Here is a 20,957-nt window from a genome sequence, read left to right as displayed (position 1 = left end):
CTTCGCTCTTATGCTCGACGTAGGATGCAGGACCTTCCGGGCCCGGCGTTACTGCAGCCCGCTTCCCCGTCCGCTCGCTTGAGCGTCGACCGCCTCGGCGACCCGCAGCAGCCGCGCTTCGTCCGTGCGCGCGGTCACCACGTAGGCCATGCCGGTATCGATCCACGAGAAGGCGGCGACGTCGCCCTCGCGGGCGTAGCGGAAGACGCCGCGTCCCCCGGCCGCGCCGGTGCGGCTGTAGAGCGTCAGGCGGGTGCCGCGGTCGTCGTCGTACATCAGCATCGCCGCCGGCTCGTCGCCGGCCGGCAGCAGGCGCCCGCCCATCAGGCGGAAGCCTTGGGCCTGCAAATCCGGCGCCCTGACCGGCCGGCCGACGCGCCGCGAGAGCCACTGCTCCAGATGCGGCGTCCCGTCGGCGCGGACCTCGACCGGGTGGACGGCCTCGACCACGTAGGTGCGGAAGGCCGAGACCGCCGCCTGCGTCATCGGCTCGACCGGCGCCGCTGCGGGCGGCACCGCCCCGCGCCCCAACCAACCCACCGCCCCGCCCAGGGCGAGGCACACCATCGCCGCCGCGGCGCCCGGCAGCCAGCGGATGCTCCGGGCGGGACGCGGGCGCGCCAGGTGGGCGACGCGCAGCCGGGCCGGGATCGGCTCGTCGGCGATCGGGGCGAGGCGGGCCCGCAGGCGGGCGCGGACCTGCCCGTCGGCGGCGACCCGAGCCGCCGCGTCCGGGTGCTCGGCGAGCCAGGCCTCGACGGTGGCGCGGCGGCCGGGATCGAGCCGGCCGTCCACGAGGGCGTGCAGGTCGTCCTCGCCGACGGGCCGGGGGTCGGACGCGGTCATTTCACTCTCCGCAGGTGTCCGGTGACGACGGTCGGTGCGTGGTCCAGGAAGGCGCGCATCCGGCCCCGCGCCCGGCTCAGGCGCGACATCACCGTGCCGACCGGCACGGCGAGCACCGCGGCGGCCTCGGCATAGGACATGTCCTCGACCGCGACGAGGAGCAGGACCGAGCGTTGATCCTCGGGCAGGCCGGCGAGCCCGTCGAGCACGTCCCGCACGCCGAGGGCGGCCCCGGGATCGGCGGAGGCGTCCACGACGTCGTCGAGCAGCTCCGAGCCGACCTCGACGCCGCGGCGACCGCGCACCCCTTCGAGGTAGCGGTTGCGCAGGATCGCGAACAGCCAGGCGCGCAGGTCGCCGTCCCGGCGGCGCTGCGGCCAGGCCCGGATCGCGCGTTCGAGGGCGTCCTGGACGAGGTCGTCGGCCGCCTCGCGCTCGCGCAGGAGCGCGACGGCGTAGCGCCGCAACGCCGGGATCTGCGGCTCGATCAGGGCGGCGAGGTCGTCCAAGGCGTTCTCCACGAGGGCGCTCTCCGGGGCAGGCGGTGGCGGATGGATCGCCCGGCTTGCAATGAAAGATGCCGGATGAGGCCGCGTATTCCCCCGGCCGATCGGAAAATCGCATCACGCAGCCGTGATCGGTGCGTTTCGCCCGGTCGGGGAATATTCGGCGCTCCCAGGCATCTCTCCCGGCGTGACCTTCGAGAACCGGGAGAGACGATGCGCGGCGCACCGACGGCGATCCTGATCGCCACCCTGATGGCCGGCGGCCTGGCGGGCGGCGGCATGATGATGATGCGGACCGGACACGCCGAGAGCGCCCCGGGCGGCTTCGACGCGCTGATGGCCCAGTCGATGACCCGGATGCACGCCGACATGGCGGTGCCGCCCTCCGGCGATCCGGACCGGGACTTCGCCGCCATGATGATCCCGCACCACCAGGGCGCGATCGACATGGCGAAGGCCGAACTCGCCTACGGGCGCGACCCCGTCCTGCGCCGGCTCGCCCAGGGCATCATCGTCGAGCAGGCCCAGGAGATCGAGGTCATGCGGCGCGCGCTCGCCGAGCGCCCGCCCGCCGCTCCCACCACGCCGAAAGCTCCGGCCCCGCACCATCATTGAGCCGGCCGGCCCACACACCCAGCGAGACGACATCCGATGCGACACCTCGTTCAGGCGGCCCTCGTGCTCGCCCTTCTCGGCAGAACCGCGCTCGCGGGCCAGGCGCCTGGCCCCGCCTCGGCGCCCGACGTGCCGGTCGGCCCCCGCGACCGCTTCTATACCTCGGACCAGTTCTCCAACACGGTCTCGGTGATCGACCCCGCCGCCAACACGCTCCTCGGCGTCATCCGCCTCGGCGACACTACGCCCGCGAACCTGAGCCCGCTCTACCGCGGCCAGCTCCTCGTCCACGGCATGGGCTTCTCGCCCGACCGCAAGACCCTGCTGGCGGTCTCGATCGGCTCGAACTCGGTCAGCTTCATCGACACCGCCACCAATACCGTGCGGCACACGACCTATGTCGGCCGCTCGCCGCACGAGGCGTTCTTCACGCCGGACGGGCGCGAGGTCTGGGTCAGCGTGCGCGGCGAGGATTACGTGGCGATCCTCGACGCGGCGACGGGCAAGGAGACGGGCCGGATTACAGTGCCGAACGGGCCCGGCATGACGATCTTCTCGCCCGACGGCCGGTACGGCTACGTCTGCTCCAGCTTCAGCCCCGAGACGGTCGCGATCGAGGTCAAGAGCCGGCAGATCGTCGGGCGGATCAAGCAGGAGAGCCCGTTCTGCCCCGACATCGCGGCGACGCCCGACGGCCGCCAGGTCTGGTTCACCCTGAAGGATGTCGGCCGGGTCCAGGTCTTCGAGGCCGCGCCGCCGTTCAAGGCGCTCAAGACCATCGAGACGGGGCCGATCACTAACCACGTTAACATCGCCCGCACCAGGGCCGGCCAGTTCGCCTACGTGACGGTCGGCGGGCTCAACCAGGTCAAGGTGTTCCGCACCGACGACTTCTCGCAGGTCGCGACGATCCCGACCGGCGCGCTCCCGCACGGCCTCTGGCCCTCGGGCGACGGGTCGCGGGTCTATGTCGGCCTTGAGAATGCCGATGCGGTCGCGGTGATCGACACCGGCACCAACGCCGTCACCGCAACGATCCCGATCGGCCAGGGCCCGCAAGGCGTGGCCTACCTGCCCGCGGCGGTCCCGGAGAGCGCGGGCGCCCCGAACCTGCAGCCCCTCGGCGCGGCCGGCCAGTCGAGCCGGCTGACCCTCGACGGGCCGGACGGCAAGCCGGCGACGCAGGTGACGCTGTTCGACCAGGGCGTGCTGCAGACGCTGCAGGCCGCGGTCACCGGGCTGACGCCGAAGAGCCCCTACCTGCTCGCTCTCTCCGCAGACCCGAAGGGCGCCGGGCCGCTGGAGCCGCTCGCCGCCTTCATGACGAACCCTGCGGGCGCCGCCATCGTCAACGCGGTCGGACCGATCCGCCAGGTGACGCAGAACCCGAACGCGGCGGCGCGGCGCATCCTCGTGATCGTCGAGGGCAAGCCCGGCGAGACCGGCGCGACGGTCCAGGTCCAGGCCGTGCAGTAACGGTGCTGAGGGGGCGGTCGTCGGATTGCCCCCTTCCGTTTCAGGGGACGATCCTCACGCCCGGTAGGCGACCAGTACGGCCCCGGCGGCGATGAGAGCGATGCCGAGCCAGTTCGGAGCGGCCAGCCGCTCGCCCAGGAACATGACGCCGAACACCGCGACCAGCACGACGCTCAGCTTGCCCAGGGGCGCGACGCGGGCCGCATCGCCGAGCTTGAGAGCCCGGAAGTAGCAGAGCCACGAGCCGCCGGTGGCGAGCCCAGACAGAACGAGGAACAGGTAGGTCTTGCGCGAGATCGACCCGAGCGGCTGCCATTGGCCGGTGACGAGCAGGATGCTTCCCAAGACACCGACGATCACGATTGTGCGGATGAGCGTGGCGAAGTCGGAGTTGACCGCCTCAATACCGATCTTGGCAAAGATCGCCATCAGGGCCGCGAAGGCGGCGGAGAGTAGCGCCCAGAACTGCCACGACACCATGAGGGTCCTCAAGGCCTGGACGCCTCCCTTTGCTGAGGAACGTCGGCCGGCGTGATCCCGTTAGGTCCGACGCACCAGCGTTCTAAATGCTTGTAGACGACGATCTTGTCAGCCAGCAGGTCGCCCTGCTGACGGCAGAATTGTTCGAGTTGGGCGCGCCGGCCAATCAGCTCCACGCAGACCGTCAGCTGGGGATCGGACACCTCCACGCCGTCTTCCCGCACCGGCCCGTGGTCGCTGTATCCGTACTGAGCCGGGTGGGCGACCGCGTTCATCAGGCCTGCGGTCTTGGCCCGCAGGATCAGTTCCCAGTAGAGGGGGTTTCGTCCCGGTCGAGGGCGCCAGAACGGGCGCCGCTCGCGTGGTGCGGCCCTGTCCGCTCGTCTGACGTAGATGCGCAGCATGCCGATCTCGGCCGGGATCATGGGGTGGGCCTCGGGCATCGTTCCTCCTCAGTCCGTGACTGTGCGATGGCGGGCGGTCCGGACCGTGCGGGCCTGCCGCAGGGTGGCGCCAAGGAGCGACGCATCCTCGGTGGCGACCTTCGGGACGGCGATGCGCTGCGACAGGTAGATGCCGCTGTGCCCGGAGCAGAGATAGGCCACGAAGCAGGCGATCGCGATCGGGACGGCGTGGGGAGTGCCGAACAGCTCGATGCCCATCAGGGTGCAGGCGAGCGGAGTGTTGGCAGCCCCCGCGAAGACGGCGACAAAGCCGAGGCCGGCCATCAGATCGACGGGCGCACCCAGAAGTCCCGCGAGCGCATTACCGAGGGCCGCCCCGATGAAGAACAGCGGCGTGACCTCGCCGCCCTTGAAGCCCGTGGCGAGGGTCACGGTGGTGAACAGGATCTTGAGCGCCCAGCTCCAGGGATGCACGTCCGGCCCGAAGAAGCTCGCGATGGTTAGGGCGTGCGGATCGGGCGACCATACGCCGAGCCCGAGATAGTCGCGGGTGCCGCACACGGAGACCAGGGTGATGACGGCGAGCCCGCCGGCGACCGGCCGCAGCGGGGCGTAGGTGATGAACCGCTTGCACCAGCCGCCGAGCCGGTGATTCACCTCGGCGAAGAGCAGGCCGGCAAGCCCGAAGGCGACGCCAGCGAAGGCCACCTTGGCGAGCAGAAGCGGCCCAGCCCCCTGCGCCCCTTCCGCCAAGTCGCCGATGCGGAAGAGGCCGTGGTGGATGCCCCAGAGACGGCAGGTCCAGTCACCCACGACGGCCGCGATCAGGCAGGGGACGAGGGCCGCATACTCGACGCGACCGATCGCCAGCACCTCCAGGGCGAAGATCGCACCGGCCAGCGGGGTTCCGAACACGGCCCCGAACCCGGCCGCGATGCCGGCCATGAGCATGATCCGGGCGCTCTGGGCATCAAGGCGAAACAGCCTGACGCATGCGCTCGCCAGCGAGCCGCCGAGCTGGACGGCCGTGCCCTCGCGCCCGGCCGAGCCGCCGAACAGATGCGTGACGACGGTGCCGAGGAGGATGAGCGGAGCCATGCGCAGCGGTACGCCGCCGCCGGGCTCGTGGATCTGCTCGACGATGAGGTTGTTGCCGCCTTCAACCGACCGGCCGAGCCGGTGGTAGAGCAGGCCGACGGCGAGGCCCCCGAGGGGCAGCCCGAACAACAGCCAGGGCTGGGCGAACCGCGCGGCGGTCGCAGCGTCGAGGCTCCACAGGAAGGCGGCGCAGAGTGTCCCAACCGCCGCTGCCATTGGCACGAGGGCGATCAGCCAGCGCGCGACCGACAAGGCGTGGGTCCGCCTCAGGCGCAGGAAGGCGACGATGTCGAGCTGGGAGAGGAGATTCCGGACCGAAGCGCGCATGGTTCCCCCTTGTTGCGAGATCGCAAAAGGTAGGAATCATCAGCCCGAGGGCGGTTCGGCCACGATGGCCCGGCAGAAATCCATTGCCGTAACGGTGATGTGTCAGCCTAAAGATGGCATGTCAAGCCATGACCCGCGCGCGAACAGCGCCGGTTTCGCGGATGAGTGATCGTTCACATGTATTCGGGCTGTGCGGCCCGTCTATACCGCGCCCTTCTTCTAAATCTGACAACGAGTTACTCCGATTACGCTTCGGGAATACTACCGTCCGGCGCAGCCCAGATCGAAAGCCGCGGTGAGTCGCACAGGGACCTGCTGGGCAATCGCTACCCTCTGAGGTCCGCTGTCGGAGGGCGAGCGAGCATTCGAGCAGACAGCAGCGAAGGTTTGCAAATGGCGCACAGCGGAACAAACGGCGGGCGAAGTCCTGACCCCGCGCGGATCATCCATCCGCCGCCACGGAAGGACCGCATGGGGTCGAAAGCTGCCCAAAACGACGCTCGAAATCCGCTAGGGTATGCCCATATGGACGGCCGGAATAACGAACGGACCTCGGAGTGCCCCGCCTACGGTCCGCCCGGGGTGGTGAGTGGACCTTGAAATTTCGTCCGCAAGCCGATGTTCCATCCGCGACTCAACACGAGGTGCGCGAAAGCTTCTCCAATCCCTTCTATGCTACTTTAAGCAAATAAATTCTCGCCTCATTGCTGCCATTGCATAGCAAATATTGCGCATAGAGGGCGACATAGATAAAGCAATATCCATTATGGCCTAACACCGTTATTTTCTGAGTTGTTTCACGATCACAAATATATCAACATCATATACATACAAATTTAACTATTACGCCCGAACTTCAGTTAATACCAATGAAATCTACAATCTTAAATTGTATGATTGTAGATTTTAATGGTCCCTGTAGAAATAAAAGTTGGACCATTATGACGATTAAGCTGCGACTTGTCGCACTGCTGACCGGCCTGGGCCTACTACTCCTGGCGACAGCCACATTGGGCAACTTGGCGCTCCATTGGAGCCACCAGAGCCTCAAAACAGTCATTGAAGACCGCGTTGTTTGCCTCCGGCAGTTCAGCATCATCCGAGATGCCTACGACGACATGATCGATGTCTCGCGTATGTTGCGCGGCAGGCAGATAGGACCAGACAAAGCCAAGGATAGGATCGAGAGTGACCTTTCCAACCTGCAGACACAATGGTCGGCATACCTAGCGACCTATCTGACCCCGGAGGAGAAAAGCCTCGCCGATGATCTGCAGGGAAGGATCAATCGGAACGGAGCTATCATGTCCGAAATCCTCAAGCGCCTCGCAGCCGGAGGTACGCCGGAATTCGAGACGACGCATGCCGACCTGCTGAAGGGCACGCAGGCCACCAACGCAACCCTCGGCAAGCTGACCGCACTGCAGGTCCGTGAGGCGGAGGTGGAATATCAACGCTCCCAGGCCATCGCAGGCCAGTCGCGCGTGGGGCTGGTGGCCGCACTCGTTCTTGCCATGCTCAGCATTGCCTACGGCGTCTATGTGATCATCCGGCAGATCACTCACCCACTCGGCGGTCTCGTAACGGTGCTCCAGCGCATGGCCCGCGGCGAGATCGACGCTGAGATCAAGGAAGCCGCTCGCGGCGACGAGATTGGCGCGGTCGGTAAGGCGGTCGAGGGCATCAAGGCTATGGTCGCCCGCAAGGCCGCCGAGGAGGCCGAAATCAAGCGCCGGGCCGATGAGGCCGCGTCCTCCGCGCGCAAGCGCACGATGATCGAACTAGCTGATGGCTTCGAGCGCGCAGTCGGCAACATCGTCGGAATGGTGTCGTCGTCGGCTACTGAGCTCCAGGTTACCGCCCAGCAGATGACCGCCATCGCTACCGAGACGGCGTCGCAGTCCACCACTGTGGCCGCAGCCGCCGAAGAGGCCGCCGCGAACGTCAACACCGTCGCTGCAGCTACCGAGGAGTTGAGTTCCTCGGTGCAGGAGATCGCCCGGCAGGTCTCCGGCTCGGCCCGGCTTGCCCAGTCGGCGGTTAGCGAGGCTGATCAGACCACGCATCTGGTCCAGGCGCTGCAGGCTACCTCTACACGGATCGGTGACATGGTCGGTCTAATCTCCACCATCGCCGGGCAGACCAACCTCCTGGCGCTCAACGCCACCATCGAGGCTGCCCGCGCTGGAGCGGCAGGGCGCGGCTTTGCGGTGGTGGCGAGCGAGGTCAAGGCACTAGCCGGGCAGACTGCCCGGGCGACCGAGGAGATCGGCCGCCAGATCGGTGAGGTGCAGGGCGTCACCGCCCAGGCCGTGACGGCAATCGGCGGCATCACCGGGCGGATTAGCGAGATCGACAGCGTGGCGACCTCGCTGGCCGCAGCGGTCGAGCAGCAGGGCGCGGCGACGCAGGAGATCGTGCGCAACGTCGCTCAGGCCTCGGCCGGCACCAGCGAGGTGACTGGCAACATCGCTGGCGTGGCGCAGGCCTCGGAAGAGACGGGAGCGGCGGCGACACAGGTCCTATCGGCCGCCTCCGAGCTATCGCGCCAGTCTGAGCAGCTTGGCGCGGAGGTCGCTCGCTTCCTCGCCACAGTTAGGGCCGCTTGATCTCAATGCGACAACTCTGGCGATCGTGCCATAGATCGCCGGCCTTTCAGAAATCCGCTCCTGCCTAAACTCGAACCAGGAGCGGAAGCCTGACCGACGACATCAACTTGGCCTGGCTCACTGACGACCAGGGGGCCTTGGTCTGGTCGCTCCGTCTGAACGATGAGAACACGGCTCTGAGCCTCTAAAGGCACGGCCACCTGCGTCTGCAACGGGTGGAAAGCGGGCACTTAATCTTCGCGATGAAGCAGACGTTCCGCCTCCGACCCAACCCAGCTACTCGTGCCGCCGTCGAATCTTATTCAAAATGGCTGTTAAACGCCGATATCTCCGAAGGCCAGCTTACGATCTCGCTCCGCCATTTCGGCCTCGTCGCCCGGAAACAGCATCTGTACGCTATCTATAGCAGCCCGTTCTTGTACCTGTTCGACGAACGGCCGTAGTCCTTCCTCATAAGCGCGAAATGCGGCGGCATAGTTGTCTGGATGCCGCGCCAGGGCGTCGGCCAACCTTCCCGCGCCGATGATGGCCATCGAGCCACCGAGGCCAGCGAAAGGGGACACGCAATAACCCGCGTCGCCGACGAGAGTGATGCGCCCTTGCGACCAAGTCGGCATCCTAATCTGGCTGATACGATCAAAATAGAAATTATTGTCGTCGCCTATATGAGCAAGCATGTCCGGCACTTTCCATTCCAGACCGGAAAAATGCTCCTCGATCAGGCGACGTTGCTGATCCTTGTTCCGGTGATCGTATTCGATCTCGCCAGCCGTGCGGAACCCGAAGCCGATATCCGTGCGATCGTCATAGCCGTTCAGCATCGCCATCCGTCCAGGAACGGCAAAAACCTCCGAGCTATTCGGCGGAAGCAGTCCGGTATCTGGCACGACTTTGAGGTAGAAATATCCGCCCATGAAATGGGTGAACTGCTCGCCGTCGCCGAACACTAGCCTGCGCGTATTGGAGCGGTTTCCATCGCAGCCAAATATCAGTGCGAATTCGTGCCGACTGCCGTCGCTGAACGTCGCCGACACCCCTTCAGGACGCTCCTCAATCGCCACGATCGAGCAATTGAACAGCAGTTCCACATCTCCCCCGATTGCGCCAGACAGAACCTCCAACAGGTCGTCGCGGTGGATCTCGTATCGCGGTCCCGCCTCGTCGTCGGGGTGGTGGGCCATTTCGCCCAGCGTTGTGTTTTTCGCATCCTTGAATGCGAAGCGCCGAGGGGGAAGCGTTCTCTCCCGAACGGCCTCCATCAAATCCATGCTCGTGAGAATGGCGATTGTCTCGCCCTGGATATCTACGGGCGTCCCGCCACGCCGGAGACTAGGTGCGACCTCAACCACTGTGACGCGATATCCGAGTCGGTTCAGCCAGAATGCCGTCGCCAAGCCAGCGAAACTCGCACCGCTGACGAGCACGGACCGAGGCTCGGCGAGGGGCGCACCTGACATAGGAGTTGACGTGGGCATGCCACCACCTCAAAGTAATCTCGATATGAAATTATACCGAGTATATATTGACATGCAGGAACACGCAAGCCCCAAGCTGGACAGGCGCACACGGAAGCGGCTAGCGACGCGCCAAGCCATCTCCGATTCGGCCACGCGCCTGTTCATGGAGCACGGCTTTGATCAGGTGACGATTGACGAGATTGCGGAGGCAGCAGATGTCGGCCGTATGACCGTGTTCAATCATTTTCCCCGCAAGGAGGACATGTTCTTCGACCGCGAGGACGAAGTGCGCGAGATGGTGTTCGCGGCCATCCAGGGGCGGGAAGAGGAAATGAGCCCGGTCACGGCACTGCGATTGCTCGCTCATCGCTGTATCGAGGACCGGAACCCGCTCCTACCGCTTTTCGGTGCGCCCCTGAGGTTCGTGGCGACGGCGCTGGCCAGCGAGGCGCTGAAGGCGCGCGCGCGCCAGATGTGCAGCGAGTTCACGCGCGTTCTGGCAGCGATGCTGGCAGAGTCGATCGATCGACCAGCGGACGATACCGACGCGCATTTGCTAGCGGGCTTGCTCGTAGCTACGTGGAGCGTGGCATTTTTCGAAGGGTATAACGTGGCTGACAGAAACGGTGATGCCGAGGCCGCCGGTCAAATATTTCTTCGTCTTATCGATCGAGGTTTCCAAGCCGCTGCTGCTGCGGTATCAGGAACGCCCTATGTCTAGGCGGGTCCACGGTGTGGATGAGGGCATGTGAAGATGAATTTATGATGGCGGCTATGGCGAGATTTTGTTTGTGATTTCGCGCGATTAACTCAGATACGTCCACTACTATGCATACGCTATCCAGAAGTAGATAGGCAGAAAGCCACCTGATCCGGTCGTAGATGATCGTTAGGTAGGCGGCCAGAAAGCAGACTTTCCGAGGGTCAGCAAAGGGTCGGGAGCAGCAGTCCAGGCCCGCCGGCGCCGATGTCGGCTTGTGCCACAGAGAGCCGTCATTCGACATTGGACTCACTGGCAGCATCGGGTCCCTCATGGCGGGCTCCTTAACACAGGAGCCTGTCATGCCTGAGGTCGTTACCGTCTCCACCAAACCGCGTGTTCCTTGGAACCGCGGCCGTATCGTCGGCCCTAAACCGCCGCTGAAGCCGAAGCACATCTGGGCCCTGCGCACGCGCCTTCAGCTCGCTAATTGCACGCGAGATCTTGCCCTGTTCAACCTTGCCGTCGATAGCAAGCTGCGCGGGTGTGATCTCGTCGGCCTGCGTGTTAGTGACATCTATCTTGGCGACGCCGTGCGTCTTCGAGCGACGGTCTGCCAGCGCAAGACCGGCAGGCCGGTTCCGTTCGAGATCACCGAACCGACGCGCGAAGCTCTCACGGCTTGGTTGACTGCGCGCAGGTTGAAAGCCTCCGACTGGCTGTTTCCAAGCCGGAGTCGTCCCGGAGAGCATCTCACGACTCGGCATTATAGTCGGCTGGTAGACCGGTGGGTTGCCCTGATCGGCCTGGACCCTTCGGCGTTCGGCACGCACAGCCTACGCCGCACGAAGGTCGCGCTGGTATACAAGCGTACCGGCAATATCCGAGCCTGCCAACTGTTGCTCGGCCACACGAAGCTGGAGAGCACGGTTCGCTACCTCGGCATTGAGGTTGACGACGCGCTGATCCTCTCGGAGCAGACCGAAATCTGAACAGGGCGCCGCGGTCTAAACGGCTGCGGCGTACCAGCAGGATGGTTGCCCCTAAGGGGGCCGAATGACCCCATGCAGACATTTATCTGACCTATCTCAAAGGTCCGCTTCGAAGAGTATAGCGGCGGATGGACCGCACTCCTTACCGAGCATGCCGGAGCAGATGCTTCTCAAGTACCCCAAGCGCCGCAAAGCTCCTGATACGACCGAGGCCGAGACGCAGACGGTCTTCGGGGATCGGCGCCAGAGACGAGCGCCATAGAACTGACGGCAGGACGAGAAGGCCGGCCTCGGATGCGAGCGTCCGCGCGAAATCGGTCGCCCCCTCACGCCCGCGAAACCGCGGATACGCGAAGGCGAGATTCCTTGGTTCGTCCGCCTCGAAGACTTCGGAATGGCGATCGAGCAGAGCGCGCAGGCGGCGATGGTTGCGCCGTCCTATCGCGCGGGCGCGATCGGTGATGCGATGCTCGGCCCGCAACGCGATCTCGCCCAGGATCTCGCTCGGAGCTGCAAGGCAGCTCGACAGCAGGTTCTTGGCTGCGAGGGCGCGGCCGAGGACGGCGCGGTCTCGGCAGGCGGCCCAGCCGACGCGCAGGCCCGGCAGCCCGAACCCCTTCGACAGCCCGTTGATCGAGATCCCGCGCTCGTAGAGGTCCACGACGGGCGGAACGGCCCTGTCCGGGCCGGGGTCGGTCTGGCGGTAGACCTCGTCGTTGACGAGCCAGAGGCCATACCGGCAGCAGAGGGCGATCAGGCCGTCCAGGGTCGGCCGGTCCAGGGTCGCGCCGGTCGGACTGTTGGGGAAGTTCGTCAGAACCAGCCGCGTGTTCGGGCGCAAGGCCGCGGCGAGGCGGTCGAGGTCGAGGCTCCAGGCCCGGTCCTTGGACAGGGCGACCCCGTCCGCGGCACACAGGCCCGTCACGACGAGTTCCAGGGGCTGGTAGATCGGCACCACCACCACGGCGTGGTCGTTGGGCGCCAGCAGCGCATGGAGGATGCACGCCATCGTCTCCTGCGCGCCCGCACCGACGAGCACGTCGTCCGCCCCGGCTGTCGCGTAGCGGGCGGCGATCGCCTTGCGCAGCCGGAGGGAGCCGCGCGGATCGGCGTAGCCCAGACCGGTGCTCCGCCAGCGCAAGCGGTCGTCCGGGCCGGCGAGGCGCAGCAGCGTGGATAGCGAGAGCGGCTGTGAATCGGACGCCGCGAGATCGAGATGCGCACAAGCCGACCAGCGGTTCAGGTAATCCGCCATGGCGAAGGACCGGGAGGGCGGGCCACCGCCTTCCCGCCGGTCGATCCCAGCCTCCTCCTGCACGTCGTCGATCCAGCGGTCGGTCGAGGCGTCCGCGTCGAGTTCCACAGCGATCCTCACGCGCGCGGCGCCGGACGGGTGGCGACGCGCAGGTAGGTCGCGCCGATGCGCGCCGAGGCCCGCAGCGTCCCGGACAACGACCCCGCGACCTTCGATGCGCCCCCGATCCGGCGCCGGTAGGACATCGGCACCTCCAGGACGCGCAAGCCCGCGCGGGCGGCCTGCAACTGCATCTCGATGTTCCAGCCGTAGGTCGTCTCGCGCAGGCACAAGGCCCGGAGCGCGGCGCGATCGATGGCCCGGAAGGCGCACATGTCGGTGTACCGCACGCCGTAGCGCAGGCCGATACCGAGTCCCGCGAGACGCCCGGCGAGCACCTGGTGCCAGAGCATCGCGCCGGGCTCGCGGTGGCCGAGGGTCCGAGAGGCGAGGACGAGGTCCTGGGTGCCGGCGAGCACCGGGCCGGCGATCGCCTCGATCAGGTCCACCCGGTCGGCCCCGTCGCCGTCGAGGAAGACGATGACGCGGCTGCCGGGATCGGCCGCCTCCGCCCCGAGCGCGCAGGCCCGGCCGTAGCCGCGGCCGGCCTCGACCACCCGGGCGCCGGCGGCCCGGGCGACGCCCCTGGTGCCGTCCGTCGAGCCGCCATCCGCCACTATGACGTCGCCCGCGAAAATCCGCGGGATCTCGCGGATGACCGCGCCGATCGCCTCGGCCTCGTTCAGGGTCGGGATGACGATGCTGACCGGGTGCATCGGCTCACAGGCTCCAGCGCAGGCCGCAATTGCGGCACGGGCTCGGTGGCGCGTCGGAGAGGAGCGCCGCGCGGAAGTCGCGATAGGCCTCGCCGTTCCAGATCTCCCGCAACGTGGCCTGGGTGGCGTCGCCGAGCGTGTAGTGCGAGTAGCCGCGCACCGAGAACGGCGCGATGCAGCAGGGCAGCGCCCGGCCATGGGCGGTGAAGTACATCAGCGACCACGGCCGGCGGCAGGTCGCCCAGGCCCGGTCGTCCTGCTTCCTGAGGCTGATCCCGGGCTCGGTCGCCCCCGAGGCGTCGAGCGTCACCCCCAGCGAGCGGCCGAGCGCCTCCGCCTCGGCGATGGACGCACTCTCCTCCGACCGCGCGCTCTCGAACAGCGACAGGTCGGCCCGGGCCATGCCGTAGCCCGCTTCATCGAAGACCAGGCGCTGGAGATGCACCTCGGTCACGCCCATCGCGGCGGCCAGCCGCACGAAGGCGGGCAACTGGTCGACGGTTTCCTTGAGGCCGGTGAGCCAGAGCGACACGCGGGCGTCGTGGCGCCGGTCGCCTTCTGGTAGGCGACGAACTGTCCGACGTCGCGCACGATGCGGTCGAAGAAGTCCTTGCCGCGCACTCTGAGATACGAGGCCTGGTCGGCGGCGTCGAGGGAGACGCGCAACTCGTCGAGCCCGGTCTCGATCAGCGTCCCGAACCGCTTCGGCTGCAGCAGGGTGCCGTTGGTGTTGAACAGGACGTAGGTGCCGCGGTCCTTGAGGTAGCGGATCATGCGCGGCAGCGCCGGCACCAGCATCGGCTCGCCGACGCCGTGGAGCACGACCCGGGCGATGTTCGGCACCTGGTCGACGATCCGGGTGAACAGTTCCCAGCTCATGTCGGCCGGGGGTTCCAGGGTCTCGAAGGTGCGCGGGCAGGTCTCGCACAGAAGGTTGCAACGGTTCGTGACCTCCAGGTAGAGGCAGACCGGCAGCGCGACGGCCTCGGCCGTGCGCGCGGCGCCGATCTCCTCGAAGTAGCGGCGCGGATCCTTAAGGGCGGCGGAGGCGGTCATCGGGCGGTTCCTTGGGGGAGGAGGGCGGCCGGGCGCCGCCTGCGGGCCTGCCACGCCGCGCGGGCGGCCAGGACGAGGCCCGGCACGAAGACGAGCGCCGGCCAGAGGAAGCGGTCGTCGAACGGGTCGATGAGCAGCAGCAGGGGCGCCGCGCCGAGCCAGATCACGGCCGGAAGCGGCGCGACGACCGCGGGCAGCGTCAGCCAGGGATAGTACCAGGCGTAGTGCGGGCTCGCCGCGCAGGTCGCCAGCGCCGCCAGGATCCCGGCATCGCGGCACAGGGCGACGGCGTCGGCCGTGCCGGGCCTGTCGTTCCGCCCGAAGGCGATCCGAAGCGCGAGGGCGGCGAGCGCCAGGCCGGCGCACAGGAGGTAGGCCCGCACGAGGCCCGGGGGGCTGAAGCCGAGATGGCCGAGCCCGGCGAGCAGCCAGTAGCCCGCGCCGGTGTCGTAGCCTTCTTCCGTCCCGTAGGACCTGGCAAAGCCGAGCACGCCCCAGCCGACGCCGAGATAGGGCAGGTAGAGGACGATGATGACCGCGATCCCGGCGAGCACGGGCCGCCACAGCCGGCCGCCGCGCACGAAGGCGGGCGCGACCGCGAGCGGCAGTACCTTCACCAGCGTCGCCACGGCCAGGAGGGCGCCCGCGAGTCCGTCGCGACGGCGGGTGCGCGCGAGCAGCGCCAGCCCGAGGAGGCCGACCGCCACAGCGTCGACGTGCCCGTCGCAGGCGAAGGACCACAGGGCGAGCGGGTTCCAGGCGTAGATCAGGATGCGCTCCGGCGGCAGGCCGGCGCTGCGCAGCACTGCGAGCATCGTCAGGATGCTCATCGCCTCGAAGCCCAGCATCGCGAGCTTCATCCCGGTGACGCTCCGGGAGACCTGCCCGACGGCGGCGAAGACCGCTTGCGCGGCGGGCGGGTAGATCGTGTGGGCGTAGTCCTTGCGGTTGATCAGCGGGTAGATCGCCGGATCGCGCAAGGGCTCCAGGGCCGGGTCGGCCGGAACGTAGCGGTACGGGTTGATGCCGGCACCCTGGACCTGCCCGTCCCAGACGTAGCGGTAGATGTCGCTCGACAGGAAGGGCGGTGCCGGCAGCAGCGCGGCGCGCATCGCCACGGCGAGGCCGAGGATCATCCAAACGGCCGCGCGGGGCAGCCGCTCGCGCAGCACCAGGCGCACGGCGAGGAGGTAGACGACGAGACCGAGCGCGACCACGCCGACGAAGGCGTTGGCGCGGGCCGGCGAGCCGACGGTGTCGGCGCCCGGGACGTGAAGGGCGAGCGCGCCGAGATTGATGCCGGCGAGCAAGATTCCCAGCGCCGCGAGCCGCCCGCCCGGGTCGGCGAGGACTCGGATCATGCCGGCACGGCCTCACGGGCGAGGCGCGCCAGGGCGGCGCGGGTCACCGGCGCCGGGGCGCCGGCGGTCTCGGCTGCGAGACGCGCGAGCGAGGCCGCGTCGTCGACGTCGTACCACGGCTCCAGCTCGACGAGGTCGAGGCCAATCTCGCGGGCCCGGGCCCGGGTCGCGTCGGCGACGAACGCGGTGCTCCATGCGATCTCGGCGAACAGGTGGGCATGGGCCCGCTTGAGGCCGAGGAGGTAGTAGCCGCCGTCATCGCAGGCGCCGAGCACGCCCCGGTCGCCCGGCGCGAGCAGGGTCCGGGCTGCCTCGACCAGGAGCCGCGCCGGCAGGGTCGGCACGTCGGCGCTGAGCACGCAGGCCGCCGCGTGGCCGCGATCGAGCATGCCCTGGACGGCCTGGAGCAGACAGCGGCCGAATCCCGCGACCGCCGCCGGAGCCGGCGCGGTGCCGTCCGCCAGCACGAGGGCGGTTCCGGGCGTGATGTGGGAGGCGACCAGGGCCTCGGCCCCCGGCGGGGCGTAGGCCGCGTAAGGACTGATCGGAGCGGATCGCGCCGCCCGCGCGAGGGTGTCGGTCGTGTCGCGCAGGAAGGCGGCGCTCAAGGACGCGGCCTCGTTCGGGGTCAGCGGCGGGCACAGCCGCGTCTTGGAGCGGCCGCTCTGCGGGGCCTTCGCCATCACGCCGATCGCGCAGGTCGCGGCCGCCTCTGGGCTGGGTCGTCGTGTCATCGGCGGGGATCCCGCGCTTGTTCAGTGGAAGGGCCGGACGATCCCGACGCGGATCGTCGCGTCCGGCGGGATAGCGGCGGCGGAGTCGGGCGCGACGCTCGGCAGGGCGCGCAGGCCCTCGGACGTCAGGCCCATCAGGGCGACGTGCTCGCCGAGCAGCGCCACCGCCTCGACCGGCACCGCCACCAGGCGCGGCCCGAACCCGCTCCAATCGATCCGCTGCAGGCCGAGCCATCCCAGCCCCAACGCCCCGTCGAGGCGCACGACGACCGCGACCGCATCGCCGCGGCGTACGAGCCCCGTCACGCGGCCGAGGACGGGCTGCGCTTCCTCCGGCTGGAGCAGCAGGCGGCCGGCGAGGTCGCCGACGCGCACCGGCTGGGGAAAGCGCCGCGCCGCCCGCGCCGCCATGTCGGGGACGGTCATGCCGGGCACCGGCATGTGGTCGGGGGCCGGCGACGGGCCCGCCGTCTGCGCCTGCGCGGCGACGGAGAGCGCCAAGACCAGGCAGACGGCGAGGCAGGCGGCGAGGCCGCTCGCAGGACGGGCGCTCATAGCCCGGAAAACCAGTTGAAGCCCCGGCTCTCCCAGTACCCGCCCGGATAGCTATTGGTGACCTCAATGGCGGTGATCCATTTGGGGTTCTTGAAGCCGAGCTTGACCGCCGTGCGCAACCGCAAGGGGTAGCCGTAGGGGTCCGGCAAGCTCTCACTGGCGTACTTGGTGGCGAGCAGCGTCTGGGGGTGCAGCGCGCTCGCCATGTCGATGCTGCTCGGGTAGTCGTCCGCCGTCTTAAAGGCGACGTACCTGGCGGTGAGGTCGGCCCCGACCCGTTCGAGGAACGTGCGCAGCGGCACGCCCGACCACTGGCCGATATAGTCCCAGCCCTCCACGCAGACGTGGCGGATGATGATCTCGCGCTCGGGCAGCTCCGCGATCTGGCCTCGCGTCCAGGGCCGCTTGTCGGTGATCAAGCCGGCGAGTTCGAGCCGCCACGCGTCGCCGTCGACCGGTTTCACCTCCTCGACGTCGTAGTAGGCGTTGAAGCGCGGCGGCTTGAGCACCATCGACGCCGGGTATTCGGGCGCGAGCTTGTTCGGATCGAACAGCGCGGCCTGGACGCCGTCGTTAAGGTCGGAGACGGCGCGCAGGGCCCGGCCGACCGCGCCCGAATCGCTCACGTCGCAGCCGGTCAGCATCGTGAGCGCGCCGAGCGACAGGCCGCCGCGCAGGAAGCCTCGGCGCTCGATCCGCCGCAGGAGCGGGCGATGGTCGTCGAGGATGCCGGGATCCGGCACCGTGAGGGGGCGGAAAGGGGATCTCATCGGGCGGACTCCGTCGCCGCGGCGGAAGGCGTCGGCCGGAGCACGGGGCCGCCAGTCAGCATCGCCCGCAGCGTCCGCGGCACCAGCAGGGCGAGCGCGACGTGGACGAGGAGGAAGCCCACGAGGACGCCCATGCCGACGAAGTGGACGAGGCGCGCGCCCTGGAACCCGCCGAGCAGCGTGACGAGGCCGGAGAGCTGCACCGGCTTCCAGATCGCCAAGCCGCTGACGACTTGAGCGATGCCGGCGAGGATCGCCACGATGTAGAGGATCTTCTGGACGGCGTTGTAGGTCGTCAGGTCCTCGTGGGCGAGCTTGAGCTTGAGCGTGTCGCGCAGGGTCTGGACGACGTCGCGGAGGCGGATCGGCAGGAGGCGCTCGTGCAGGCGCCCGGTCGCGATCCCGTAGGCCAGGTAGGCGGCGCCGTTGGCGATCAGCAGCCACATCGCGGCGAAGTGCCAGAGCAGGCTCTCGGCCGCCCAGGAGCCGATCCGGAGCGTCCTGGGAAAGTAGATCCCGTGGATGATGACGGAGTCGTTGTAGATGCCCCAGCCGGAGCCGATCAGCACGACCATCGCCAGTGCGTTGGTCCAGTGCATGAGGCGCACCGGCCAGGGATGCAGCCGGCGCCCGGCGCTGTCAGGATTCGGTCTCATGATGCGAAGCATTTCCTCAAGTCATCGTATGGGAGCGCGAAGATACATCGATGTTTATGTCATGAAAATCACGGATAGTTTTGCATTTATTATACGGAAATACCTTGATCGACGTCACATAGATCGCTATGGATCGCAAATGCGTTGCGACGAGCGATCCATGGAGGCCGCATGACTTGCACCGTCCTCGCCAGCCTGCTGCCCACCTTGTCCGTGCAGGTCCACGCCTTTGCGTTCTGCGAGATCCAGACCGGCTGGCGGCTGGCGAAGAGCGCCCTGACCGACGCGCTCCTCGTCCACTACGTCCTGGCGGGCTCCGGCTCGATCGTGGTCGCGGATCAGCCGCCGCTGCTCTTTGGCCCAAACAGCATGATCATCCTGCCCCGCGACGTCGATTACTCGATCGGGTCCATGGACGCGGCCAGCACTGTGACGAGCGGGGAGGTGCGGCGGCTCCTTCCCAACGGCCTCGTCGCGTACACGGCGGGAAATGGGAGCCGGGACATCCTCCTGGCCTGCGGGTCGATCTCGGCGAGCTATGCGGGCTCGCTCGGCCTGTTCGACCGCCTGCATGGTCCGCTGGCGGAGGATCTGTCGGCCGACGCCCGGCTGCGCCACGCCTTCGCGTTCATGATCGAGGAGCTGGTCCGGCCCGGCCTCGGCACGCAGGAAGTGACGAGCGCGCTGATGAAGCAGTGCCTGGCGATCCTGCTCCGCGTCCACCTGGAGAAGGGGACCCGGTCGCCGATCTTCGAGGCCCTGCGCGATCCCCGGCTGGTGCCCGCCATCGCGGCGATCCTCGACGCGCCCGGCGCGCCACACACCGTCGACAGCCTCGCCGCGCGCTGCGGACTGAGCCGGACCGGCTTCGCCGAGCGCTTCTCCGCGACCTTCGACGAGGGGCCGATCGAGTTCCTGCAACGGGCGCGCCTGCAACTGGCCGCCAAGCTGCTGACGACGTCGCCGATGCCGGTGAAGGTCATCGCCGAGAGCGTCGGCTACGCCAGCCGCAGCTACTTTTCGCACGCCTTCAAGGCGGCCTATGGCTGCGATCCGAGCACGTACCGCAACCGCGCCGACCCCCTTGCAGAGCCCCTGGCGGATACCGGAACCGGCGACGCCGGGCGGGCTGCCGGCGAGGAGTGAGGGCGCGGGCGGCCGCACCGGCGGCGGACCTGGTCTGAGCATCGAAAGCATCGCTGTCGTCATCCCACGTCACTGTCGCCAAACAGCCGGGTCCGCGAAAGACGCCCGGCGTGCGCTATCGTTCAAATCTGGTGCGGCGAAGGGGAGGAGGTGCGCCAGGGACGCCGACCGGACTATACGCGAGCATATCCGACGCATGACTCGCCCGTCGTTGGAAGAAGTCGCGTTGCGGGACAACGCGAATGCCTGCTCGGCCGAGATATGTCCTTTAAGGTCCCGTTCGATCGGTTGCGTCGGTCGATCCGAGCCCGATCGTCATCGCGGTAAGGGGACGCCCGTCAGCCGCGCGCAGGCATCCAGAAGCGCGTCCTGGCACGCCTCGTCCCGCGTGAGCGGGTCCGGCTCGCGCATCGCCCGGTGGTAGAAGTAGCGTCCCGTCGAGTGGGCGAGGGGCTCGTCGCTCACGGCCAGCCAAGCCTGGGTAGTGTGAGCCTGGGCCAGGTCGTCCGGTGCGCCCGGACCGCCCATCCGCGTCGGGACCCATCCCGGCTCGAGCGCGTTCGCCCGCACGTCCGGCCACCGGCGCGCAACCCCGAAGGCGAGCGCCACGTCGAGGAACTTGCTCTCGGCGTAGGCCTGCGACCCGTTCCAGCGCCGCCGCTCCCATTGAAGGTCGTCCATGTCCGGCCCCCCCGGGATGCATGCCGGAGCTCAGGTAGACCCGCCGGTCGGGGCGCTCGATCAGGGCAGTCAGGAGGTAGGGGGTGAGCACGTTGATCGCGAAGAGGTGGGACAGCCCGTCCGCGGTCGGGATCCGGCGGGGCTCGCGGTAGCCGATCCCGACATTGTGGATGACGGCGTCGAAGCGACCGGTCGCGTTCGCCTGCGCGGCGACCGCCCGCATCGCGGCGATCGTCACGACGTCGCCGATCAGGATGCCGGCCGCCTCCGGCAGCGCCCGGCAAGCCGCCTCGTCGCGCGCGTCGCTGCGGGCATGCAGCACGACCTCGTGCCCTTCGCGGGCGAGGTGCTGCCCGGCCATGAGGCCGAGCCCGTCCGCGGACCCGGTGATGAGGATGCGTGCCATGATGGTCCTCCG

The 20,957-nt window shown here is 68.1% G+C and carries 22 protein-coding genes and 1 riboswitch; of the genes, 6 read left to right on the top strand and 16 right to left on the bottom strand.

Annotation, left to right across the window (positions count from 1 at the left end; genetic code table 11):
• Positions 1–48: 48 nt before the first annotated feature.
• Entirely contained in the window at positions 49–846 is a 798-nt protein-coding gene (locus F1D61_RS28255) for an anti-sigma factor family protein (RefSeq protein WP_058617453.1), read from the bottom strand.
• Positions 843–1,355 (bottom strand): sigma-70 family RNA polymerase sigma factor, encoded by a 513-nt coding sequence (locus F1D61_RS28250; protein WP_058617523.1) that lies wholly within the window; start codon positions 1,353–1,355, stop codon positions 843–845. Before F1D61_RS28250 ends, F1D61_RS28255 begins: the two co-directional genes overlap by 4 nt.
• A 210-nt stretch (positions 1,356–1,565) precedes the next feature.
• On the opposite strand from F1D61_RS28250, the gene copM reads away from it, so the two are divergent.
• Entirely contained in the window at positions 1,566–1,967 is a 402-nt protein-coding gene (gene copM, locus F1D61_RS28245) for a CopM family metallochaperone (protein ID WP_058617452.1), read from the top strand.
• 36 nt (positions 1,968–2,003) lie between these two features.
• Complete coding sequence (locus tag F1D61_RS28240; RefSeq protein ID WP_058617451.1) at positions 2,004–3,443, top strand: YncE family protein; 1,440 nt, start codon at positions 2,004–2,006, stop codon at positions 3,441–3,443.
• Between the two features lie 54 nt (positions 3,444–3,497).
• On the opposite strand, the gene F1D61_RS28235 is transcribed toward F1D61_RS28240, so the two are convergent.
• Genes F1D61_RS28235 through F1D61_RS28225 form a run of 3 tightly spaced genes read right to left on the bottom strand, consistent with a single transcriptional unit; the run spans position 3,498 to position 5,752 of the window.
• Positions 3,498–3,923 (bottom strand): EamA family transporter, encoded by a 426-nt coding sequence (locus tag F1D61_RS28235; RefSeq protein WP_432443330.1) that lies wholly within the window; start codon positions 3,921–3,923, stop codon positions 3,498–3,500.
• An 8-nt stretch (positions 3,924–3,931) separates the two neighbouring features.
• Positions 3,932–4,366, bottom strand: coding sequence for a DUF190 domain-containing protein (locus tag F1D61_RS28230; protein ID WP_203155339.1), 435 nt, complete (start codon positions 4,364–4,366; stop codon positions 3,932–3,934).
• Between the two features lie 9 nt (positions 4,367–4,375).
• Positions 4,376–5,752, bottom strand: a complete 1,377-nt coding sequence (locus F1D61_RS28225; protein ID WP_058617448.1) for a voltage-gated chloride channel family protein — start codon at positions 5,750–5,752, stop codon at positions 4,376–4,378.
• A 23-nt stretch (positions 5,753–5,775) separates the two neighbouring features.
• A riboswitch (Fluoride riboswitch) is annotated at positions 5,776–5,849 on the bottom strand.
• Between the two features lie 844 nt (positions 5,850–6,693).
• Here F1D61_RS28225 and F1D61_RS28220 point away from each other — a divergent pair.
• The gene (locus F1D61_RS28220) at positions 6,694–8,361 is read left to right on the top strand and encodes a methyl-accepting chemotaxis protein (RefSeq protein ID WP_048427909.1); all 1,668 of its coding nucleotides are present in this window, start codon (positions 6,694–6,696) and stop codon (positions 8,359–8,361) included.
• A gap of 314 nt (positions 8,362–8,675) precedes the next feature.
• Here F1D61_RS28220 and F1D61_RS28215 read toward each other — a convergent pair whose 3' ends face one another.
• Positions 8,676–9,785 (bottom strand): FAD-dependent monooxygenase, encoded by a 1,110-nt coding sequence (locus F1D61_RS28215; protein ID WP_158004039.1) that lies wholly within the window; start codon positions 9,783–9,785, stop codon positions 8,676–8,678.
• Between the two features lie 49 nt (positions 9,786–9,834).
• On the opposite strand from F1D61_RS28215, the gene F1D61_RS28210 reads away from it, so the two are divergent.
• A complete protein-coding gene (locus tag F1D61_RS28210) occupies positions 9,835–10,539 on the top strand; it encodes a TetR/AcrR family transcriptional regulator (protein ID WP_342027894.1) in 705 nt (234 codons plus the stop codon).
• A gap of 341 nt (positions 10,540–10,880) precedes the next feature.
• Positions 10,881–11,510, top strand: coding sequence for a tyrosine-type recombinase/integrase (locus tag F1D61_RS28205; protein WP_048427906.1), 630 nt, complete (start codon positions 10,881–10,883; stop codon positions 11,508–11,510).
• A 142-nt stretch (positions 11,511–11,652) separates the two neighbouring features.
• Here F1D61_RS28205 and F1D61_RS28200 read toward each other — a convergent pair whose 3' ends face one another.
• The 9 genes from F1D61_RS28200 to F1D61_RS28165 are packed head-to-tail and all read right to left on the bottom strand — an operon-like array spanning position 11,653 to position 18,712.
• The gene (locus F1D61_RS28200; protein ID WP_246775581.1) at positions 11,653–12,885 is read right to left on the bottom strand and encodes a pyridoxal phosphate-dependent aminotransferase; all 1,233 of its coding nucleotides are present in this window, start codon (positions 12,883–12,885) and stop codon (positions 11,653–11,655) included.
• On the bottom strand, positions 12,882–13,580 hold the full coding sequence (locus F1D61_RS28195; protein WP_048427950.1) for a glycosyltransferase family 2 protein: 699 nt from the start codon (positions 13,578–13,580) through the stop codon (positions 12,882–12,884). Before F1D61_RS28195 ends, F1D61_RS28200 begins: the two co-directional genes overlap by 4 nt.
• A 4-nt stretch (positions 13,581–13,584) precedes the next feature.
• Positions 13,585–14,112, bottom strand: coding sequence for an SPASM domain-containing protein (locus tag F1D61_RS34530; RefSeq protein WP_246775580.1), 528 nt, complete (start codon positions 14,110–14,112; stop codon positions 13,585–13,587).
• Positions 14,031–14,636: a radical SAM protein gene (locus F1D61_RS34525; RefSeq protein WP_246775579.1), complete on the bottom strand. Its 606-nt coding sequence runs from the start codon at positions 14,634–14,636 to the stop codon at positions 14,031–14,033. The genes F1D61_RS34530 and F1D61_RS34525 overlap by 82 nt, the downstream gene beginning before the upstream one ends.
• A complete protein-coding gene (locus tag F1D61_RS28185) occupies positions 14,633–15,997 on the bottom strand; it encodes a glycosyltransferase 87 family protein (RefSeq protein WP_203155338.1) in 1,365 nt (454 codons plus the stop codon). The genes F1D61_RS34525 and F1D61_RS28185 overlap by 4 nt, the downstream gene beginning before the upstream one ends.
• The gene (locus F1D61_RS28180) at positions 15,994–16,731 is read right to left on the bottom strand and encodes a TIGR04282 family arsenosugar biosynthesis glycosyltransferase (protein WP_048427947.1); all 738 of its coding nucleotides are present in this window, start codon (positions 16,729–16,731) and stop codon (positions 15,994–15,996) included. Before F1D61_RS28180 ends, F1D61_RS28185 begins: the two co-directional genes overlap by 4 nt.
• Positions 16,732–16,752: 21 nt before the next feature.
• Complete coding sequence (locus tag F1D61_RS28175; RefSeq protein WP_048427946.1) at positions 16,753–17,286, bottom strand: hypothetical protein; 534 nt, start codon at positions 17,284–17,286, stop codon at positions 16,753–16,755.
• The gene (locus F1D61_RS28170; RefSeq protein WP_048427945.1) at positions 17,283–18,056 is read right to left on the bottom strand and encodes a molybdopterin-dependent oxidoreductase; all 774 of its coding nucleotides are present in this window, start codon (positions 18,054–18,056) and stop codon (positions 17,283–17,285) included. Before F1D61_RS28170 ends, F1D61_RS28175 begins: the two co-directional genes overlap by 4 nt.
• On the bottom strand, positions 18,053–18,712 hold the full coding sequence (locus tag F1D61_RS28165) for a cytochrome b/b6 domain-containing protein (RefSeq protein WP_048427958.1): 660 nt from the start codon (positions 18,710–18,712) through the stop codon (positions 18,053–18,055). The genes F1D61_RS28170 and F1D61_RS28165 overlap by 4 nt, the downstream gene beginning before the upstream one ends.
• Before the next feature lie 171 nt (positions 18,713–18,883).
• On the opposite strand from F1D61_RS28165, the gene F1D61_RS28160 reads away from it, so the two are divergent.
• Entirely contained in the window at positions 18,884–19,858 is a 975-nt protein-coding gene (locus F1D61_RS28160) for an AraC family transcriptional regulator (RefSeq protein ID WP_048427944.1), read from the top strand.
• Positions 19,859–20,126: 268 nt separating this feature from the next.
• On the opposite strand, the gene F1D61_RS28155 is transcribed toward F1D61_RS28160, so the two are convergent.
• Positions 20,127–20,900 carry an SDR family NAD(P)-dependent oxidoreductase gene (locus F1D61_RS28155; protein ID WP_432443329.1) on the bottom strand — a complete coding sequence of 258 codons (774 nt, stop codon included), beginning with the start codon at positions 20,898–20,900 and terminating at the stop codon, positions 20,127–20,129.
• Positions 20,901–20,957: the final 57 nt, after the last annotated feature.

Source organism: Methylobacterium aquaticum (genome assembly GCF_016804325.1).
Taxonomy (GTDB): domain Bacteria; phylum Pseudomonadota; class Alphaproteobacteria; order Rhizobiales; family Beijerinckiaceae; genus Methylobacterium; species Methylobacterium aquaticum_C.
The sequence above is the reverse complement of the archived record's forward strand: the minus strand, read 5'-3'. Positions and strand labels throughout refer to the sequence as shown.

Excerpts from the sequence above, each read along its gene's own strand:
- F1D61_RS28165 (WP_048427958.1), bottom strand. The coding sequence starts at position 18,712 with ATGAGACCGAATCCTGACAGCGCCGGGCGCCGGCTGCATCCCTGGCCG.
- F1D61_RS34525 (WP_246775579.1), bottom strand. The coding sequence starts at position 14,636 with ATGACCGCCTCCGCCGCCCTTAAGGATCCGCGCCGCTACTTCGAGGAG.
- F1D61_RS28195 (WP_048427950.1), bottom strand. The coding sequence starts at position 13,580 with ATGCACCCGGTCAGCATCGTCATCCCGACCCTGAACGAGGCCGAGGCG.
- F1D61_RS28230 (WP_203155339.1), bottom strand. The coding sequence starts at position 4,366 with ATGCCCGAGGCCCACCCCATGATCCCGGCCGAGATCGGCATGCTGCGC.
- F1D61_RS28205 (WP_048427906.1), top strand. The coding sequence starts at position 10,881 with ATGCCTGAGGTCGTTACCGTCTCCACCAAACCGCGTGTTCCTTGGAAC.
- F1D61_RS28155 (WP_432443329.1), bottom strand. The coding sequence starts at position 20,900 with ATGGCCGGGCAGCACCTCGCCCGCGAAGGGCACGAGGTCGTGCTGCAT.
- F1D61_RS28240 (WP_058617451.1), top strand. The coding sequence starts at position 2,004 with ATGCGACACCTCGTTCAGGCGGCCCTCGTGCTCGCCCTTCTCGGCAGA.
- F1D61_RS28180 (WP_048427947.1), bottom strand. The coding sequence starts at position 16,731 with ATGACACGACGACCCAGCCCAGAGGCGGCCGCGACCTGCGCGATCGGC.
- F1D61_RS28175 (WP_048427946.1), bottom strand. The coding sequence starts at position 17,286 with ATGAGCGCCCGTCCTGCGAGCGGCCTCGCCGCCTGCCTCGCCGTCTGC.
- F1D61_RS28225 (WP_058617448.1), bottom strand. The coding sequence starts at position 5,752 with ATGCGCGCTTCGGTCCGGAATCTCCTCTCCCAGCTCGACATCGTCGCC.
- F1D61_RS28210 (WP_342027894.1), top strand. The coding sequence starts at position 9,835 with ATGCCACCACCTCAAAGTAATCTCGATATGAAATTATACCGAGTATAT.
- F1D61_RS28220 (WP_048427909.1), top strand. The coding sequence starts at position 6,694 with ATGACGATTAAGCTGCGACTTGTCGCACTGCTGACCGGCCTGGGCCTA.
- F1D61_RS28235 (WP_432443330.1), bottom strand. The coding sequence starts at position 3,923 with ATGGTGTCGTGGCAGTTCTGGGCGCTACTCTCCGCCGCCTTCGCGGCC.
- F1D61_RS28255 (WP_058617453.1), bottom strand. The coding sequence starts at position 846 with ATGACCGCGTCCGACCCCCGGCCCGTCGGCGAGGACGACCTGCACGCC.
- F1D61_RS28185 (WP_203155338.1), bottom strand. The coding sequence starts at position 15,997 with ATGATCCGAGTCCTCGCCGACCCGGGCGGGCGGCTCGCGGCGCTGGGA.
- F1D61_RS28160 (WP_048427944.1), top strand. The coding sequence starts at position 18,884 with ATGACTTGCACCGTCCTCGCCAGCCTGCTGCCCACCTTGTCCGTGCAG.
- copM (WP_058617452.1), top strand. The coding sequence starts at position 1,566 with ATGCGCGGCGCACCGACGGCGATCCTGATCGCCACCCTGATGGCCGGC.
- F1D61_RS28170 (WP_048427945.1), bottom strand. The coding sequence starts at position 18,056 with ATGAGATCCCCTTTCCGCCCCCTCACGGTGCCGGATCCCGGCATCCTC.